Source organism: Caldovatus sediminis (genome assembly GCF_014644455.1).
GTDB lineage: Bacteria > Pseudomonadota > Alphaproteobacteria > Acetobacterales > Acetobacteraceae > Caldovatus > Caldovatus sediminis.
In genome coordinates this window covers 1-19,298 of the sequence record NZ_BMKS01000003.1, presented here as the reverse complement: position 1 = coordinate 19,298, position 19,298 = coordinate 1, and the positions used below count along the sequence as shown (strand labels likewise).

Annotated in this window: 12 protein-coding genes; 8 read left to right on the top strand and 4 right to left on the bottom strand. The window is 75.5% G+C overall.

Annotated elements, in window-relative coordinates; genetic code table 11:
- Nucleotides 1–221 precede the first annotated feature (221 nt).
- Nucleotides 222–2,660: a serine/threonine-protein kinase gene (locus tag IEX99_RS05380; RefSeq protein ID WP_188899001.1), complete on the top strand. Its 2,439-nt coding sequence runs from the start codon at nt 222–224 to the stop codon at nt 2,658–2,660.
- Nucleotides 2,661–2,679: 19 nt separating this feature from the next.
- On the opposite strand, the gene IEX99_RS05375 is transcribed toward IEX99_RS05380, so the two are convergent.
- From IEX99_RS05375 to IEX99_RS05360, 4 genes are read right to left on the bottom strand one after another with little or no spacing between them, the layout of a single operon-like run.
- Nucleotides 2,680–4,344, bottom strand: a complete 1,665-nt coding sequence (locus tag IEX99_RS05375) for a hydantoinase B/oxoprolinase family protein (RefSeq protein ID WP_188899000.1) — start codon at nt 4,342–4,344, stop codon at nt 2,680–2,682.
- Nucleotides 4,341–6,419, bottom strand: coding sequence for a hydantoinase/oxoprolinase family protein (locus IEX99_RS05370; protein WP_188898999.1), 2,079 nt, complete (start codon nt 6,417–6,419; stop codon nt 4,341–4,343). The genes IEX99_RS05375 and IEX99_RS05370 overlap by 4 nt, the downstream gene beginning before the upstream one ends.
- Nucleotides 6,416–7,681 carry a Zn-dependent hydrolase gene (locus IEX99_RS05365; RefSeq protein WP_188898998.1) on the bottom strand — a complete coding sequence of 422 codons (1,266 nt, stop codon included), beginning with the start codon at nt 7,679–7,681 and terminating at the stop codon, nt 6,416–6,418. The genes IEX99_RS05370 and IEX99_RS05365 overlap by 4 nt, the downstream gene beginning before the upstream one ends.
- Nucleotides 7,682–7,692: 11 nt before the next feature.
- The gene (locus tag IEX99_RS05360; RefSeq protein ID WP_188898997.1) at nt 7,693–8,484 is read right to left on the bottom strand and encodes an SDR family oxidoreductase; all 792 of its coding nucleotides are present in this window, start codon (nt 8,482–8,484) and stop codon (nt 7,693–7,695) included.
- 125 nt (nt 8,485–8,609) lie between these two features.
- On the opposite strand from IEX99_RS05360, the gene IEX99_RS05355 reads away from it, so the two are divergent.
- The 7 genes from IEX99_RS05355 (at nt 8,610) to IEX99_RS05325 (ending at nt 18,988) form a co-directional block, all read left to right on the top strand.
- On the top strand, nt 8,610–9,587 hold the full coding sequence (locus IEX99_RS05355) for a 2-hydroxyacid dehydrogenase (protein ID WP_188898996.1): 978 nt from the start codon (nt 8,610–8,612) through the stop codon (nt 9,585–9,587).
- A gap of 30 nt (nt 9,588–9,617) precedes the next feature.
- On the top strand, nt 9,618–10,265 hold the full coding sequence (locus IEX99_RS05350; RefSeq protein WP_188898995.1) for a flavin reductase family protein: 648 nt from the start codon (nt 9,618–9,620) through the stop codon (nt 10,263–10,265).
- Nucleotides 10,266–10,416: 151 nt separating this feature from the next.
- Nucleotides 10,417–12,090, top strand: a complete 1,674-nt coding sequence (locus tag IEX99_RS05345; RefSeq protein WP_188898994.1) for an ABC transporter permease — start codon at nt 10,417–10,419, stop codon at nt 12,088–12,090.
- A gap of 171 nt (nt 12,091–12,261) precedes the next feature.
- Nucleotides 12,262–13,932, top strand: coding sequence for a two-component system sensor histidine kinase NtrB (locus IEX99_RS05340; protein WP_188898993.1), 1,671 nt, complete (start codon nt 12,262–12,264; stop codon nt 13,930–13,932).
- A gap of 3 nt (nt 13,933–13,935) precedes the next feature.
- Entirely contained in the window at nt 13,936–14,490 is a 555-nt protein-coding gene (locus IEX99_RS22650) for a response regulator (protein ID WP_268237463.1), read from the top strand.
- Nucleotides 14,491–15,079: 589 nt separating this feature from the next.
- Entirely contained in the window at nt 15,080–17,428 is a 2,349-nt protein-coding gene (locus IEX99_RS05330) for a penicillin acylase family protein (protein WP_188898991.1), read from the top strand.
- Nucleotides 17,429–17,446: 18 nt separating this feature from the next.
- Nucleotides 17,447–18,988: a GH3 family domain-containing protein gene (locus tag IEX99_RS05325; RefSeq protein ID WP_188898990.1), complete on the top strand. Its 1,542-nt coding sequence runs from the start codon at nt 17,447–17,449 to the stop codon at nt 18,986–18,988.
- Nucleotides 18,989–19,298: the final 310 nt, after the last annotated feature.

Sequence of the window (19,298 nt, the reverse complement as noted above, 5' to 3'; positions counted from 1 at the left end):
GGCCGCCTTCCCGCTCGGCCGCGGCCGGGCGCGTATTGCGCGCGCCGCCGCCGAGGGCAAGGCCGCCCCCCTCGCCCTCCACCCCCGTCGCCCGGCCATCGCTCGTCGCCGGTCGGCCCGCCGCAACACCCCCCGCGACGCCGGGGCTCACGTCGCTGTAGGATGCGCGCGGGCCCGCCCGCCCGGGGCGGCGCGGGGCCCGCGCGAAGGGGCCGGCATTGATGGTACCGCAGGAGATCGGCGCGAAGTACGAGGTGCGCGGCACGCTCGGCAGCGGCGCCATGGGCACCGTGTACGACGCCTTCGACCGCCTGATCGAGCGGCGCGTCGCCATCAAGGTCGTGCGCAAGCCGCCCGGCGACGACGCCGAGGCGCGCGAGGCCGCCGCCCGCTTCCGCCGCGAGGCGCAGGCCGCCGGCCGGCTCGCCCACCCCGCCATCGTCGCCGTCTACGACTACGGCGAGAACGCCGAGTACGCCTGGATCGTGATGGAGCTGGTCGAGGGTGGCTCGCTCAAGGACATCCTCGACCGCGGCGAGCGGCTGGGGCTGCCCCACATCGTCCGCATCATGGAGCAGGTGCTCGGCGCCCTCGCCTTCTCCCACCAGCGCGGGGTGGTGCACCGCGACATCAAGCCGGCGAACATCATGCTCACCGCCGAGGGGCAGGTGAAGATCGCCGATTTCGGCATCGCCCGGCTCGAGAACTCCTCGATGACCCAGATCGGCACCCTGATGGGCACGCCGAGCTACATGGCGCCGGAGCAGTTCCGCGGCGAGCCGGTGGACGCGCGGGCCGACATCTGGGCCGCCGGCGTCGTCCTCTACCAGCTCCTCACCGGCGAGAAGCCGTTCGAGGGCGGCTTCAACGCGGTGATGCACAAGGCCCTGAACACCGAGCCGCCGCCGCCCTCGACCCTGTCGGTGACGGCGCCGCGCGCCTTCGACGCGGTGGTGGCGCGGGCCATGGCGAAGCGCCCGGAGGACCGGTTCCCGACCGCGACCGCCTTCGCCGAGGCGATCCGCGCCGCCGCCAGCGCCGAGGCCGCCTCCTCTCGGGCTGCCGCGACCGGAGCCGCCGCCCCGGCGGGTGCCGGCGGCGGCGCCGACGACGCCACCGGCGGCCTGGCCGACGCCGCCCTGCCCTTCGCCGACGCGGACGCCACCCTCGTCGCCGGCCCCGGCGCGTCGGGAGCCGACCGGACCGGCCGGGGCCGCGCCGGCGGCGCGGCGCCGCCGCCACCTCCGCCGCCCGACAACAAGGATGGCGGCGGCGGCGGCAGACGGCCCTGGGCCCTGATCGGCGGCGGCGGCGCGGCACTGGTCGCCGCCGCGGCGGCCGGCGCCTGGTTCCTCGTGATCGAGCCCGGGCAGCGGGCCCGCGAGCAGCAGGCGCGCGTCGAGCAGGAGGCCCGCGAGGCCGCCGAGCGCGCGCGCATCGAGCAGGAACGCCTCGCCGCCGAAGCCGAGCGCGCCCGCCAGGAGCAGCAACGCCTCGCCGCCGAGGCCGAGCGCGCCCGCCAGGAGCAGGCCGCACAGCAGGCGCGCGCCGCCGCCGAGGCCGAGACACGGGCGCGGGCCGAGGAGGAGCGCCTCGCCCGCGAGCGCGCCGCCGCCGAGGCCGAGGCCCGCGCCGCCGCCGAGCGCGAGCGCCTCGCCCGCGGCCAGGCGGAGCGGGAGCGCCTCGCCCGCGAGCGCGCCGCCGCCGAGGCCGAGGCCCGCGCCGCCGCGGAACGCGAACGGCAGGCGGCGATCGAGGCCGAACGCCGGCGCCTCGCCGCCATCGAGGCCGAACGCCAGCGGCTCGCCGAGCTGGAGCGCCAGCGGCAGGCCGAACTGGCGGCAGCCGAGCGCCAACGCCAGGCGGAGGCCGAACGCCAGCGGCTCGCCGAGCTGGAGCGCCAGCGGCAGGCCGAACTGGCGGCAGCCGAGCGCCAACGCCAGGCGGAGGCCGAACGCCAGCGGCTCGCCGAGCTGGAGCGCCAGCAGCAGCTGGCCCTGCTCCAGCGCCCCGATTTCCGCGCCGCCGCCTCGAGCGCCATGGCCGCCGTGCCGTGCAGCCTCCTCGCCGCCGCGGCGGACGACGACGGGCTCACCCTCGCCGGCGTCATCCAGCGCGGCGGCGACCAGGCGATCCGCCGCATCCTCGCGGAGCGCCGCATTCCGCCGGAGCGCGTGCAGCTCCGCCTGCAGCCCTTCGACGGTCCCTACTGCCCGGCCCTCTCCGCGCTGCGCCCGGTGCTGAGCGGGCCCGAATCCGCCCCGCTGGTTTCCATGGTCGGCCGCATGCCGCTGGTGAAGGGGCAGTTGCTGCGCTTCGACGTCTCCCTGCCGGACTGGCCCTCGCAGCTCTACGTGGCCTACCTGATGAAGTCCGGCGAGGCCGTGCACCTCGTTCCGGCGCAGCCGCAACCGGCCGGCGCCCGGCTCCGCCTCGGCGAACCGCGGGCCGGCTTCCCCGGCTGGGAGGTGGACGAGCCTTTCGGCACCGACCTGATGCTGGTCGTCGCCTCGGAGCGTCCGCTGTTCCCCGAGAACCGGCCGCTGGTGGAGCCGCTCGACGCCTACGTCGCCGCCCTCGCGGCCGCCCTGCGGACCGCGCAGCGCGAGGGCTGGCGCGTCGCCGTCCGCCCGGTGGTGGTCGAGACGGCGGAGCGGTGAGCCGCGCCGCCGCCTGCGCTCAGACCTCCACCCCGTAGACCGTCCGCGCCACCTCCGGGCTCACCAGCCCGTCCGCCACGTCGCGCCGCACCAGCGCCGGGTCCCGCTGGCGCGGATCGCCCATGCCGCCGCCGCCCGGCAGCTTCAGCACCAGGTGCCGGCCCCTGGGGACGATCTGGAAGCCCTTGGTGCGCAGCGGCGTGCCGTTGGGGTCGTCGAGGCCGACCCAGCCGGGCGCGCCGTCGCGCCCGCCGTCGCGACCCTTCGGCGGGTGGGCGACGCGGTCGAAGATGGCGTTCACCGCGAACTCCGCGTCGTTCTTCGCGCCGATCTCCATCACCTGGCCGCAGCCGCCGCGGGTGCGCCCGGCGCCGGCGGAATCGGGGCGCAGTTCCTTGCGCCAGAAGACCACGGGGGCGACGTTTTCCGTCGCCTCGACCGGCATGGTGCGCACGCCGGAGGGGAAGGCGGTGGCGTCGAGACCGTCCTTCGTCGGCCGCGCGCCCGTGCCGCCGGAGTTGAAGGTGATGATCTCGAAGTCCGGCACCTCCGCCGCGGGGCCGCTGACCTGCGCGCCGCCGCGCAGCGGCGGGTTCCACAGGGCGGAGGAGCCCTCGGCGTTCACCCGCTCCGGCACCGCCTGGTGCAGGCAGCCCATCATCAGGTCGGGCAGGAGCTGGCCGACCACGTGGCGCACGCTGACCGGATAGGGCCGCGGCGCGTTGAGGATGCAGCCCTCCGGGATGCGCATGTGGAAGGGCGAGAGCGAGGCCCAGTTGTTCGGGATCTCCGGCGCCACCACGCACTTGATGCCGAAGCAGGAATAGGCCCGGCAGTAGGCCGGCGGGACGTTGATGCCGCGGTTGGAGAGGCCGGAGGTGCCGGCGAAGTCCACCTCGATGCGGTCCTCGCGGATGGTCATCGCCGCCTTCAGCGTCACCGGCGCCTCGTAGCCGTCGGAGCGGATCTCGGCGGCGTAGGTGCCGCGCGGGAGCTTCGCGATCTCCTCGACGGTGGCGCGGAGCGAGCTCTCGAAGATGTAGGCGGCGAGCTCGTCGAGCGAGTCCATGGCGAACTCGTCCATCATCTCGACCAGCCGCTTCGCGCCGGCGTCGTTGCAGGCGCAGAGGGAATAGACGTCGCCCTCCAGCTCGACCGGCGTGCGCGACCCCGCGCGGAGGAAGTCGAAGAAGGTCTCGTTCGGCCGGCCCTGGTCGAAGCACTTCACGATGGGGATGTAGAGCCCCTCCTCGAACACGCTCCGCCCCTCCGGCCCCATGCCGAGGCCGCCGACGTCGATGACGTGCGCGGTGTTGGCGAAGAGGCCGACGATGCGCCCGTTGCGGAAGGCGGGGGTGACGACGGTGAGGTCGTGCAGGTGGCCGGTGCCGAGCCAGGGGTCGTTGGTGATGTAGTGGTCGCCCGGCCGCATCGTCTCCGCCGGGAACTTGGCGAGGAAGTGGTTCACGCTCTCCATCATGGAGTTCACGTGCCCCGGCGTGCCGGTGACGGCCTGGGCGAGCATCCGCCCCCGCAGGTCGAAGATGCCGGCGGAGAGGTCGCCCGCCTCGCGCACGGTCGTCGAGAAGGCCGTGCGGATCATCGTCTGCGCCTGCTCCTCGACCACCGCGATCAGGCGGTTCCACTGGATCTGGCGCTGGATGGCCTTGAGCGCGTCCGTCACCGGGAAGCCTCCTGCGTCAGTTCGAGATAGCCGAGCCCGTCCATCCGGCAGCGCCAGCCGCGGCCGACCAGCGTGCTCGTCTCCGCCTCGGCGACGATGGCGGGGCCGGCGATCGCGGCGCCCGGGGTGAAGGCGTCGCGGTCATAGACCGGCCAGTCCGAAACCTCGCCCGTCGCCGTGTCGCGCACGGCGAGGCGGCGCGCGGGCCGGGGCGGCGGCGCGTCGAACACCTCGGCCGCCGGCTCGACCGGCTCGGGGATGGTCGAGACGGTGACGGCGAAGCTCAGCACCTCGACGTCGCTGCCCGGCACGGGGCGGTCGTAGCAGCGGGCGTATTCGGCGTCGTAGGCGGCGCGGATCTCCTTCACCTCCGCCGCCGTCAGCGCGCGCGCCGGCAGCGGCACGGCGATCTCGTGCCCCTGGCCGACATAGCGCATGTAGGCGAGGCGGGATTCGCGCGTCGGCGCGCCGAAGCTGCCGGCGGCGACCACCGCCTCCGCCTCCGCCGCCATGTCGGCGAGCAGCGCGTTGACCGCGGCCACGTCGAAGCTCGCGAAGCGCTGGTAGAGGCTGCGCACCACCTCGTAGGCCACCGGCGCGCGCAGGAAGCCGATCGCGCTGCCGACGCCGGCGCCGGAGGGGACGAGGATGCGGCGGATGCCGATCTTCTCCGCGACGCGCGTCGCGTGCACCGGCCCGCCGCCGCCGAAGGCGATCAGCACGCGGTCGTCGAAGCCCTTGCCGGATTCGATCGCGTGCACGCGCGCGGCGTTCGCCATGTTCTCGTCCACCATCTCGACGACGCCGAGCGCCGCCATCTCGGGCGAGAGGCCGAGGCGCCCGCCGACATGCGCCGCGAGCGCCGCGCGCGCCTTCTCCGGATGGAGGCGCAGCGTGCCGCCGGCGAAGCGCTCCGGGTCGTAGCGGCCGAGAAGGAGGTTGGCGTCGGTCACCGCCGGCCTCTCGCCGCCGCGGCCATAGCAGGCGGGGCCGGGATCGGCGCCGGCGCTCTCGGGGCCGACCTGGATGCGCCCGAGCGCGTCCACCCCGGCGAGCGAGCCGCCGCCCGCGCCGATCTCCACCATCTCGATCACCGGGATGCGGAGCGGCAGGCCGGAGCCCTTCTTGAAGCGGCCGACGCGCGCGACCTCGAAGTGGCGCGCGGTCTGCGGCGCGTAGTCGTCAATCAGGCAGATCTTGGCCGTGGTGCCGCCCATGTCGAAGGAGAGGACGCGCCCGAATCCGCGCTCCTTGGCCACATGCGCGGAGAAGATCGCGCCGCCCGCGGGGCCGGATTCCACCAGCCGGATCGGGAAGCGCGCCGCGGTCTCGAGCGTGGTGAGGCCGCCGCCGGAGAGCATCAGGAACAGCGGGCAGGCGAGCCCGGCCTCGCGCAGCCCGCTCTCCAGCTTGCGGAGGTAGCGCGCCATCAGCGGCTGGACGTAGGCGTTGGCGACGGTGGTGGAGAAGCGCTCCCACTCGCGCATCTCCGGCGAGACCTCGGAGGAGAGCGAGACCGGCAGCCCCGGCCACATCTCGGCGACGATCTCGGCGGCGCGGCGCTCGTGCGCCGGGTTGACGAAGGCGTGCAGGAAGCCGATGGCGAGGCTCTCGATGCCCTCGGCGCGCAGGAATTCGACCTGGCGGCGCACCGCCTCCTCGTCCAGCGGGCGCAGCACCCTGCCCTCGTTGTCGAGCCGCTCGGGGACGGGCAGGCGCCAGCGGCGCGGGACCAGCGGCTGCGGCAGCTCGATGTTGAGGTCGTACTGGTCGTAGCGCGCCTCGTTGCCCATGGCGAGGACGTCGCGGAAGCCCTCGGTCGTCAGCAGCGCGGTGCGCGCGCCCTTGCGCTCGATGATGGCGTTGGTGGCGAGCGTGGTGCCGTGGATGACGAGCGCGATGTCCTCCGGCGCGAGGCCGGCCTCGTCCAGCACGCGGCGCACCCCCGCGAGGACGCCCTCCTCCGGCGCCTGGGGCGTGGTCAGCACCTTGCCGGTCCAGCGCCGGCCGTTCTCCTCGACGGCGACATCCGTGAAGGTGCCGCCGATGTCCACGGCGAGGCGGGCGCCGGTCACGCCGCCACCTCCGCCACCCAGCGCGCGAGCACCGCGCAGGCCGCGGCGAAGTCCTCCATGCGCATGTCTTCCCTCGGATTGTGGCTGCCGTTCTGGTTGCGCACGAACAGCATCCCCGCCGGCACCCCCGCCTGCGCGAAGGCCGCCGCGTCGTGGCCGCCGCCCGAGGGCATCAGCCGGTGGGCGATGCCGAGCGCCTCCGCCGCGCGCCTCAGCCCCGCCTGCACGCCCGGATCCATCGGCGCGGCGCGGCTGCCGCTCTCCGCGCCCAGTTCGAACCGCACCCCGCGCCGCGCCTCGATGCGCGGGACCAGGTCGTAGAGCACCTCGAACATGCGGTCGCAGGCGTGCGGGTTCACGCTGCGCACGTCGAGCTGGAACACCGCCTCGCCGGGGATCTTGGTGAAGCCGGCCTCGGGCGTGGTGGCGAGCACGCAGAAGGTGCAGACGAGCTGCTGGCCCTCCGTCTCCAGCCGCACCCACGCCTCGTCCATGCGATGGGCGAGTTCCGCCAGCGCCATCGCGGCGTCGCGCCGGTACTTCCGCGGCGTGCCGCCGGAGTGGTTGTACTCGCCGATCACCCGCCCCGCGCGCAGCCGCCGGCTGCCGGGGATGCCGGTGACGATGCCGACCGGGATGCCCTCCGCCTCCAGCACCGGCCCCTGCTCGATGTGCACCTCCAGGAACGCCGCGACGGTGTCCGGCCCCAGCACGCGCCTGCCCGCGCGCGCGAAGTCCGGGTCGAAGCCCTCCTCGCGCATGTGCTCCTCGAGCGTGCGGCCGGTGTCGGCGCGGCGAACCTGCAGCTCCTCCGGCCGCAGCGTGCCGAGCGCGCCGCGGCTCCCCGGATAGCTGGTCGGGAACCAAGCCCCCGCCTCCTCGGCGCGGATCGCGAGCACCGTCACGTCCCGCCCGGGCGTGAAGCCGGCGCGCCGCATCCCCGCCACTGCCGCCAGCCCCGCCAGCACGCCCGCCGCGCCGTCGTAGTTCCCGCCCTGGCGCACGCTGTCGAGGTGGCTGCCGAGCACCACCCGCCTCGCCGCCCGGTCCTGGCCCGGCAGCGTCATGTGCAGGTTGCCGATCGGGTCGGCCCGCACCTCCAGCCCCAGCGCCTCCGCCGCCTCGCGCACCAGGGCGTGGGCCATGCGCTCGCCCGGCCCGTAGGCCTCGCGGGTGATGCCCACGCCGTCGAAGCTGCGCGCGCGGAGCTCGGCGAACAGCCGCTCGGCCAGCGCGACGTCCGGCGCCAGGTTGGGGATCATCGTCCGCCGCCTCACACCATCGCGCGCACGCGGCCGCCGTCCACGCGGACCATGGTGCCGGTGATGTAGCCCGCCTTCTCGCTCGCCAGGAAGGCGCCCATCGGCCCGAAATCCGCCGGCACGCCGAGCCGCCCGGCGGGGATCTCCGCCGCCGCCTTCTCCAGCGCCGCCTCGAAGGAGATGCCGAGCTGCTGCGCCCGCACCGTCGTCGTCTGCGTCACCCGGTCGGTCAGGATCGTCCCCGGCGCGAGCACGTTCATCGTCACCCCGTCCTTCGCCACCTCGCCCGAGAGGGTCTTGAGCCAGCCCCAGACGCTCGCCCGCAGGGTGTTGGAGAGGGCGAGGGTGGGGATCGGGTGCTGCATCCCGGTGCTGCCGACGACGATCACCCGCCCCCACTTGCGCTCGCGCATCGCCGGCATCAGCCGCATGGCGATGCGGATCGGCGAGACGACGATGCGCTGGAACCAGGCGACGAGGTCGGCCTCCTTCATCTCCCACGCCGTGCAGGGCGGCGGGCCGCCGTGGTTGAGCACCAGGATGTCCACCCCGCCCATCGCCGCCACGGCGCCGTCGGCCAGCCGGTCCATGTCCTCGCCGCGCGCCACGTCGGCCGGTATGCCGGAGGCGGAGGCGGCGCCCATCGCCTTCAGCTCCGCCGCCACGGCGTCGAGCGTCGCCTGGTCGCGGCCGCTGATGACCAGGGCGGCGCCCTCGGCGGCCAGCGCCTCGGCGATCGAGCGCCCGAGGCCCCTGGAGGCTCCCATCACCAGCGCACGCTTGCCCTTCAACCCGAGGTCCATCGCATCCCTCCCCGCCTGCGGAACGGCGGCGGACCCTGCCCCCTCGGCGCGGCGCTGGCAAGACGCGCCGCTGCCGCTATGGTGCGCGCCGACCGTCGTTCCCCAGCCGGAAGGCCCGCCGCCCCATGGCCAAGCCCGCCCTCCTCGTCACCCGCAAGCTGCCGCCCGCGATCGAGGCCCGCGCGGCGCGCGACTACGCGGCCCGCCTCAACCCGCAGGACGAGCCCTGGGCCACGGACGGCGCCGAGATCGCGCGCCGCGCCGCCGAGATCGGCGCCGCCGGCGTGCTCTGCGCCGCCGGCGACCGGATGGACGCCGCCTGCATCGGCGCCCTCCCCGCCTCCGTCAAGGCGATCGCCACCTTCAGCGTCGGCTTCGACCACGTGGACCTCGCCGCGGCGAAGGCGCGCGGCATCGCGGTGACCAACACGCCGGAGGTGCTGACCGAGGCCACGGCACAGATCGCCCTCACCCTGCTGCTGATGGCCTGCCGCCGCGCCGGGGAGGGCGAGCGCCTGGTCCGCGCCAGGCAGTGGCGCGGCTGGGCCCCGACCCAGCTTCTCGGCCTGACGCCGGAGGGCAAGCGCCTCGGCATCCTGGGCTTCGGCCGCATCGGGCGGACCCTGGCGCGCATGGCCCGCGGCCTCGGCATGGAGATCCACTACCGCGACCTGCGGCGCCTGCCGCCGGAGCTCGAGCAGGGCGCGATCTGGCACGACACCGACGAGGGCTTCCTGCGCGCGAGCCAGTTCCTCTCCATGCACATGCCGGGCGGCGAGGCGACGCGGAAATGGCTGAACGCCGAGCGCATCGCCCTGCTGCCGCGCGGCGCGATCGTCGTGAACTCGGGCCGCGGCGGCTCGGTGGACGACGAGGCGCTGATCGCGGCGCTCCGCTCCGGCCACGTCTTCGCCGCCGGCCTCGACGTCTACGACGGCGAGCCGCGCATCCACGAGGGCTACTACGCCCTGGAGAACGTCGTCCTGCTGCCCCATCTCGGCAGCGCCACGGTGGAGACGCGCGACGCCATGGGGCACCGCGCGCTCGACAACCTCGATGCCATCCTGCTGCGCGGCGAGCCGCCGCGCGACCGGGTGGCCTGAAACCCGACCGCCGCGGAGGAGCCCGACCGCATGCTGTTCGATTTCGCCACCCTGCCGCCCGGCGAGGGCTACAAGCTGATGGTCTCGACCGTCGTCCCGCGCCCCATCGCCTGGGTGGTGACGCTCGACGCCGAGGGCAAGCCGAACGCCGCCCCCTTCTCCTTCTTCAACGCCTTCTCCGGCAACCCGCCGATCGTCGGCTTCGGCTGCGGCCCGCGGCCGGAGGGCAGCCCCAAGGACACGCTCGCCAACATCCGCCGCCTCGGCGAGTTCACCATCTGCCTGGTGCCCAATGCCCTGGCCCAGCAGATGAACATCACCGCCGCGGACTTCGACACCGGCGTCAACGAGATCGAGGAGGCCGGCCTGACCGCCGTCCCCGGCGCGAAGGTCGGGACCCCCCGCATCGCCGAGAGCCCGGTGGCGATGGAGTGCGCGCTCCACCAGATCGTTCCGCTCGGCGGGCACAACCTGATCCTCGGCCGGATCCTCGCGATGGAGGTGCGCGACGACTGCGTGCTCGACCCGGCGAAGCACTACATCGACACGCCGAAGCTCGAGCTGATCGGCCGCATGCACGGCCGCGGCTGGTACGCCCGCACCACCGACCGCATGGAGATCCCGCGCATCACCCCCGAGCAGTGGGAGGAGCAGAAGCGCCGGCGCGCCGCGGAATAGCCGCGCCGGCGCGGGGCACCTCGGCCCGCTCCCGGCGGCCCGCGCGCCGCGCGAGCCTCCCGCCCCGGCAAGGGAAGGTGCCTCGCCTTCCGTCGCGTGCTACCGGCGCCGCGACCATGGCCCGCCGCCGCGCCCGCCCCCGTCGCCCCTGATGCCCGAAGCGGTCCTCCTGCGCCCCGAGGCCCCCGAGACCGCCCCGCTCCGCCGCCAGCGGACGCCGCTCTGGGCCTGGGTCTCCTTCGCCGTCGCCGCGGCGATCGCCGCGCCGGTCGTGGCCGTCCTCGCCGCCGCGGCCGTCCCGACCGGAGAGGTCTGGGCGCACATCGCCGGCACCACCCTGCCGGAGATGGTGGCCAATTCCTTCCTGCTCGCGCTGCTGGTCGGCGCGATGACCGCCTCGGCCGGCGCGGTCTCCGCCTGGCTCGTCACCGCCTTCGAGTTCCGCGGCCGCGGCGTGCTGGAGGTGGCGCTGCTGCTGCCGCTCGCCATGCCGGCCTACGTCTGCGGCTACGCCTATGTCTGGCTGCTCGACGTCGCCGGACCGGCGCAGACCGCGCTGCGCGGCCTCACCGGGCTGCGCTGGGGCGAGTACTGGTTCCCCGAGATCCGCACCCTGCCCGGCGCCGCGCTGATGCTGGCCATGGTGCTCTACCCCTACGTCTACATGCTCTGCCGCGCCGCCTTCCTGCAGCAGAGCGTCTGCCTGATCGAGGCGTCGCGCACCCTCGGCCACGGTCTCGCGCGCACCTTCCTCCACGTCGCGCTCCCCCTCGCCCGCCCCGCGCTCGCCGGCGGCGTGGCCCTGGCGCTGATGGAGACGCTGGCCGACTTCGGCACCGTCCAGCACTTCGCGGTGCGCACCCTGACGACCGGGATCTACGAGGCCTGGTTCGGCCTCGGCGACCGCGGCGCCGCCTCGCAGCTCGCCGCCGCCCTGATGGGCCTGGTCGCGCTCCTCCTGCTGTTCGAGCGGCTGACGCGCGGCGGCCGGCGCTACCACCCGACGACGACGCGCCACCCGCCGATGCGCCCGGTGCCGCTCCGCGGCGCGAAGGCAGCGCTCGCCGTCCTCGCCTGCGCGATGCCGGTGCTGCTCGGCTTCGGCATCCCCGCCTCGGCCCTGCTCTGGCTCGCGATCGAGACGGGCGATCCCCTCGCCCCGCCCCGCTTCATGCCGTTCGCGCTGAACTCGCTGATCCTGGCGACGCTGACGGCGGGGCTCGCGGTGGCGCTTGCCGCCCTGCTCGCCTGGGCGCAGCGCCTCCACCCCTCTCCGCTGCGCGCCGCGGCCAACCGGATCGCGGCGCTCGGCTACGCCGTTCCGGGCTCGGTGATCGCGGTCGGGACGCTGGTCCCCGCCGGGCTGCTCGACAACGCGCTCGATTCCTGGATGCGCGCGCGCTTCGGGATCTCCACCGGCCTGCTGCTCTCGGGCGGAATCGCGGCGCTGGTCTTCGCCTATCTGGTGCGCTTCCTTGCGGTCGCGCTGTCCTCCGTCGAATCCGGGCTCGCCCGGATCAAGCCCTCGCTGGCCGCCGCCGCGCGGGTGCTCGGCCGCACCCCGGGCCAGGCGGTGCGCGAGGTCGAGCTTCCGCTCGCCCGCGGCGCCCTGCTCACCGCCGCGGTCCTCGTCTTCGTGGACACGATGAAGGAGCTTCCGGCGACCCTGATCGTGCGGCCCTTCGACTTCGATACGCTCGCGGTCCGGGTCTACAGCCTCGCCGCCGACGAGCGGCTGGCGGAGGCCAGCACCGCGGCGCTCCTGATCGTCGCGGTCGGGCTCCTGCCGGTGGTCGCCCTGACCCGGGCCATGCGCCGCGGCTGATCAGCACCACACCGCATACAACCGGTATTCGTCAAGGGCCCGCCCCTCGCATCACGAACCGGACACGGCACTGTGAATCCGCGCCCGCCCGTAGCAACCTGCGCGCAGAACGGATTCGGGGGAAAGTCCGTCCCCGCTTCGCAACCAGGCCCGGTACCAGCGATCACGCGCATGCCCGACTTCGCCTACCTGTTCGACGCCGCCCCTCTCTCGCCGCTCGGGGCCTGCCTGCTCTGGCGACGGGAGCTGCTGTGGCTGTTCGCGGGGTCCGAGACGGCCGCCGCCGCCGCCTCGATCGTCATCCTCGCGGCCCTGCTGGTCTATTTCGTCCGGCGGCGCGAGCCGGGGTTCCTTCTCCTCGTGGCGCTGCTCGCCGGCTTCCTGCTCGCCGACTCCACGGTGCACCTCGCGCGGCTCTGGCAGCTCTGGCACGCCGACCACGGCGTCACCGGCCTCGTCGCGGCCGGCGCCGCGCTGGTCGCGGTGGCGAGCGCGGTGGTGATGCGGCCCGCGCTCGGCAGGGCCCTGGCGCTGCCGAGCGCCGCCGACCTCGCGCGCGAGGTCGAGTTCCGCCGCGAGGCCGAGGCCCGCGCCCGCGAGTCGGAGGCGCGGCTCGCCGACCTGTTCGAGCACATGGCGGACGCGGTGTTCGTCGTCGCGCTGCGCCCCGACGGCAGCTTCGCCTACGAGTCGGTCAACTTCGCCTTCGAGCGGCTGTTCGGCGTCGGCCGCGACAAGGTGATCGGCCAGGGCGCCCGCGCCTGCCTGACCGACGAGGCGACCGCCATCCTGCTCGAACGCCGGTTCTCCGAGGCGCTCGCCGGCCACGCGCCGGTCGAGTACGAGGCGAGCGGCTTCACCCGCGCCGGCTACCGCCACTGGCACACCGTCCTGGTGCCGCTGCGCGGTCCGGACGGCCAGGTCGCCCGCCTGCTCGGCAGCGTGCGCGACGTCACCGAGACCCGCCGCCTGCAGGCCGACCTGCAGGAGACCGCGCGCCTCGCCACCGTCGGCTCGATGTGCGCCGGCGTCGCGCACGAGATGAGCCAGCCGGTCAACGTCATCGCCCTCTGGGCCGGCAACGCCCGCGCCGCGCTCGCCGCCGGGCGCGCCCAGCCGGACCGGCTGGCCCGCACCTTCGACATCATGCTCGACCAGAGCCGGCGCATCGGCGCGCTGCTCGAACGCATGCGCGAGCTGACCCGCGACGGCGGCGCCGGGATCGTCGGCGGGGCCGTGCCCCTCGCCGCGCCGGGTTCCGATCGCGACCCCGGCGCCCCGAACCCGTCCGCCGATCCCGTGGAGCCCTTCGACGTCGCCGCGGCGGTGGAGACGGTCACCGCGGTGGCCAGCCGGCAATACGCCATCGAGGAAACCGTCGAGATCACCCTCGACCGCCCCTCGGGCGCAATCCCCGTGCGCGGCCAACGCGCCAAGCTGGAGCAGGCGCTGCTCCAGCTCATCGCCAACGCGCACGACGCGGTGCTCGAGCGCCGCGCGCGCGACCCGACGGCGCCGGCCTGGATCGCGGTCGCGCTGCGCGCCGACCACGGCGCCGGAGTGGTGGCGATCGCGGTGCGCGACACCGGCGGCGGCGTCCCGGAGACGGTGCGCGGCCGCATCTTCGACCCCTTCTACACCACCAAGGAGCCCGGCCGCGGCACCGGCCTCGGCCTCGCGATCGCGCAGGGGGTCGCGCGCAGCATGGGCGGGCGCCTGGAAACCTGGAACGAGGCTTCGGGTACAGCCGAGGCCGGCGCTGTGTTCTGCCTCACCCTGCCGCTCGCCCCCCGCGAGCCGGAATCCTCGGGGCCGCCTCGCGTCGGCGCCGCCGTGGCCTGAGCGATGGCGCAGGCGTTCACGGCATCCGGGCCGGGCCCGCCGCAGCGGACCGGCGCATCGGTCGGACCGATCCGACCGGGCGGCGGGTCGGGCGGCGCTTCCGTCCGGCCGCTCCGCGCGCCGAGCGGCGGCGCGGCGCCGGGCCCGGCAGAGCGCGGCACGCCGCCGCGTTCCGATCCGCCCCGGATCCTCGTCGCCGAGGACGAGCCCCTCGCGGCGATGGCGATCGAGGACCTGCTGATCGCCTCGGGCTACGGGGTCCTCGTCGCCGCCGACGGGCAGGAGGCGCTGGAGATCGCCATGCGCGGCGAGCCTTTCGACCTGCTGCTGACCGACCTGCGCATGCCGCGCCTGGGGGGGCGGGAGCTGATCCAGCGCCTGCGCGCCGCGCGGCCCGACCTGCCGGTGGTAGTGATGACCGGCTACGCGCCGCCGGGCGGCGTGGACTCGCTGCGGCGGGAGGCCGGCAGCGGCGGGCCGCTGCTGCTTTTCACCAAGCCCATCGAGCCGGCCCTGCTGCTGGAGGCCGTGGACCGGCTGACCGGGCGGGCACCCTGAGCGATCGTCCCGTCCGCGCGGCCGCCGCCGGGGACGGGCCGTGATGGCGGAGCGGCGGACCTTCCGCCGCTGGCCTCCCGCACCGGATCGCGAACCGCGCGCCCGGCCGGCGCGACCGGCCCCGCGCCGCCAGTCCCGGCCGGGAACGTGGCGCGCGTCCCGCCGCGCACGGCATCGGCCGCTCGCCTCGCCGCTCGCACGCGGTCGGGTTCCCTCTCGGCCGGCCGCCCGATGTGGCGCCACCTTCCGCGGCAGCCGTGCCCGCCTCGTCGGTGCCACCCGCACCGAGCCCCGCGGGCGGGAGCGACCCGGCGCTGCCACGATCCGCCGCCGGGCCGCGCCGGCGCCCGGGCAACGGCCGGCCCCTCGGCCTGCCGGTCGCGCCTTGCCGGTTCGGCCCGCGCGATCGGTGGTGGGGCCCGCGGCGGGCGCAGCGCACCTTCGCCTCCCCCTCCGCCGCGGCAGACACTCACGAATCGCACGCCCTGCCGGCCCTCGAGGGCTTGCGACGGCGCATCCCGGCGCCATGCTGGGGCCGGCGATGCAGGGCACGGGCACCCGCGATGCGCGAGGACGGACGGCCAAGGGCATGAGGCGCCAACCCGCCACGCTCTCCCGGCGGGCACGCCGGCTCGCGCGGACGCTCCTGCTCGCCGCGCTCGCGCTGCTGCCCGGCTGCGCCGCGCTGGCGCCGCGCGCCGTCACCATCGAGCAGCGCCTCGCCGTCTTCCCCGCCGAAGGCCTCCCGCTGGAGCGCCCCGTCACCATCCGCTGGAACGACCACCTCGTGCCCTGGATCGAGGCCGAAACCGATCGCGACCTCGCCTTCGCCCTCGGCCTCGTGCACGGTCACCTGCGCGGGGCGCAGATCGCGCTGCTCCGCCTGGTCGCGCGCGGCCGCCTGGCCGAGGTCGCCGGCCCCTTCGCCACCGAGGTCGACCACGCGCTGCGCATCCTCGACTTCGGCCGCGCCGCGCCCGAGGTCGAGCGCCGCTGGCCCGCCGACACCCGCGCCTTCGTGGAGGCCTTCCTGGCCGGCCTGAACCACGCGACGCGCGCCGCCGCCCGCCGCCCGCCGCCCGAGTTCGCCCTCCTCGGCCTCGCGCCCGAGCCCTACACCACCGCCGACCTCCTCGCGATGGGCCGCCTCGCCGGCACCGACGTCAACTGGCTGCTCTACTTCTCGCTCCTCGCCGAGCGCGGCAACCCCGGATTCGCCCGCCTCTGGCAGCGCGCGCTCGAGGCCGGCGCGAGCGCCGCCGAACCCGCGGCGCAGGAAGGAACGGCCACCCCGCACGCCGCGTTCCGCGCCATCCTCGCCGGCACGGCGAGCCGCGCCGGCAGCAACACCGTCGCCGTCGCCGCCCGGCGCAGCGCCACCGGCGGCGCGCTCCTCGCCTCCGACCCGCACCTCAGCCTGAACCTGCCCAACCTCTGGCTCGCGGTCGGCATGCGCTCGCCCTCCTTCCACGCCGTCGGGCTTATGGTGGCCGGGCTGCCGATCCTCGGCCTCGGCCGCAACCCGCACCTCGCCTGGGGCGGCACCAACATGCGCGCCGCCTCCTCCGACCTGTTCGACGTCTCCCGCCTGCCCCCCGCGGAGATCCGCGAGCACCGCGTCACCCTGCGCCGGCGCCTGTGGCCCGACACCGAGCGCACCGTGCGCACCACCCCGCACGGGCCGATCGTCACCGACGCCTCGCTCGTCCCGTCGCGTCCGGGCGAGGCGATCGCGCTGCGCTGGATCGGCCACGAGCCGACCGACGAGATCACCAGCCTGCTCCGCGCCGCCCGCGCCCGCGATGGCGCCGAGTTCCGCGCCGCCTTCGCCGGCTTCGGCGTCAGCCCCCAGAACATGCTCTGGGCCTCCCGGGACGGCCGCATCGGGCGCCTGATGGCCGCGACCCTTCCCTCCCGCCCCGGCTTCCCGGCCGAGGACCCGGTCCTCGACGCCGCCGATCCCGCGGCGACCGCCCCATGGTCGCGCCTCCTCGATTCCCGCGACCTCCCCTTCGTCGAGGACCCGCCCGAGGGGGTCCTCGCCTCGGCCAACGAGCGGCCGGAACCGCTCGGCGGCCGGGTTCCGCCCCCCCTCGGCGTGTTCTTCAGCGACGGCGACCGCTTCGAGCGCCTGCACGCCCTGCTCGCCGCGCGCGAGCGCGTCTCGCCCGCCGACCTGATGGCGCTGCAGACCGACACCCTGTCCCCCAAGGCGGCACGGCTCGCCGCGGCGCTGCTCCGGCGCCTGCGCGACGTCCCCGAGGCGGCCCCCCTCGCCGCGGCCCTCGCCGGCTGGGACGGCGACTACCGCGCCGACGCCCGCGCCCCGCTCGCCTTCGAGTTCCTGATCCGCCACCTGGTCCTCGCGGTGCTCGCCGAGAACGGGCGCGACGGGGCCGCCGGCCGCCGCGGGCCGGAGACGCAGTGGAACTTCATCACCACCTTCCTGCTGCGCGACCTCGACGCCCTGCCGCCCGGGCGGCGCGCCGCCGCGCTGCGGGATGCCGCGGCGCGTGCCAGCCGGGACCTCGCCCGCTTCCGCGACTGGGGCGACGTGCACCGCCTGCGCGTCGCGCACTGGCTGGTGAACCTTCCCGTCCTCGGCGGCGCCTTCGTGCAGGGCGACGCCCCCGTCGGCGGCTCGCGCGAGACCCCGATGAAGACGAGCCACGGCCTGGTCGAGGGCCGGCACGCCGCCACCTTCGGTTCGATGGCCCGGCACGTGAGCGACCTCTCCGATCCCGACGCCAACTGGTTCGTTCTCTACGGCGGCCAGGACGGCTGGCTCGGCAGCGCGGCCTTCGCCGACCAGGTGCCGCTGTGGCGCGAGGGCCGCGCCATCCGCCTCCCGCTCCGCCCCGAGACCGTCGCCGCCGAGTTCCCGCGGGTGACACGCCTCGCCCCCGCGGCGCAGCCGACGGCCGCCGCCCGGCGCTGACCGCCCGAGGGTCCGACCATGACCGCCGGCCCCCCCTTCGACGCCACCCCGCTGCTGCGTGCCTACGCCGCGCTGCGTCTCGCCCGGCTGCGCGCCATGGATCCCGCGCCGACGCAGGAGCGCCTGCTGCTCCGGCTCGTCCGCCGCGCCGACCGCACCCGGTTCGGCCGGGATCACGGCTTCGCGGCGATCCGCACCGTCGCCGACTTCCAGGCCCGGGTCCCGCTCCGCCGCTACGAGGCGTTCTGGGACGCGTACTGGCGCCCCGCCTACCCCGTCCTCGAGGACCTCACCTGGCCGGGCCGGATCCCCTACTTTGCCCTCTCCTCGGGCACCACCTCCGGCCGCAACAAGTTCATCCCGGTCACGCACGAGATGATGGAGGAGAACCGGGCCGCCGCCACCGACCTGCTGTGCTGGCACCTCGCGAACCATCCGGGCAGCCGCGTCCTCGGCGGCCTCTCCTTCATGCTCGGCGGCTCGACCGACCTCGCGGAGGTGGCGCCGGGCGTGCGCCAGGGCGACCTCTCCGGCATCGCGGTGGCGGAGGTGCCCTTCTGGGCGCGCCCCTGGTCCTGGCCGCCCCCCGAGCTTGCCCTGATCGCCGACTGGGACCGCAAGCTCGCCGCGCTCGCCGAGGCCGCGCCCGTCCCGCGCATCCGCGCGCTCAGCGGCACGCCGAGCTGGCTGCTGATGCTGTTCGAGCGCCTCGCCGAGCGCCACGGCCGCCCGCCGCTCCCGGCGCTGGAACTGCTGGTCCATGGTGGCGTCGCCTGGGCCCCCTACCGCGAGCGCGTCGCCCCCTGGCTTCCCCCGGGCTGCGCGACCCGCGAGGTCTATCCCGCGAGCGAGGGCTTCTTCGCCATCGCGGACCGCGGCGACGGGGAGGGCATGCGCCTCGTCCTCGACGGGAGCTGCTTCTTCGAGTTCGTGCCGCTGGAGGAGCTCGACGCCCCCCGCCCGACCCGCCACTGGGCGGCGACCCTCGAGACCGGGGTGGAGTACGCGATCGTCGTCTCCTCCTGCGCCGGCCTCTGGGCCTATGTCGTCGGCGACACGGTGCGCTTCCTGGACCGCGCGCCGCCGCGCCTGCTGGTGACGGGCCGCACCTCCTACACCCTCTCCGCCTTCGGCGAGCATTTGAGCGGCGAGGAGATCGAGTCGGCGCTGCTCACCGCCGCGCGCGAGACCGGCCTGACCGTCGAGGAATACAGCGTCGGCCCGGTCTTCGACCGCGCCGCCGGCCACCATCGCTGGCTGGTCGAGGCCGAGCCGCCGCCCGGCGAGGACGGGACGGCGGCGGGGCGTCGCCTCGCCGCCGCGCTCGACGCCGCGCTGTGCGCCGGGAACGAGGACTACGAGCGGCATCGTGCCGCCCGCCAGCTCGACCCGCCCGAGGTCACGCTGCTCCCCCACGGCGCCTTCGCCGAGTGGATGCGGCGCGAGGGCAAGCTCGGCGGCCAGCACAAGGTGCCGCGCGTGGTCGCCGACCCGGAGCGCTTCGCGGCGATGGCCGCGGCGCTGGCGCCGCCGGGTCGGGCGGCCCGACCGCGCGCCTGACGCGGGCGCCGCGCCGTCCTTCTCCGCGACGGAGGCGAGGCGGCGCGGCGCCGGGGCAAGCCTCGCCTCGTCCGAACGCGGCCATGCCCACGGTCCGCCCTGGCCAAAGGAGGAGGGAGGAGCCCGGCAAGGAAGCCTTGAACCATGCCGCATGGCGGGCGTCGGGGAATTCCTTGCCCAGGCATTCGTGTTCTTCTAATGTTCTTTTAATACCAACTCCCACTGATCGGAACCCATGAGCCCATTCGCGCAGGCCGATGGACATGATGCGCCATGGCTGATCGACGAGGCTGTTCCAGTGATGGCAGCA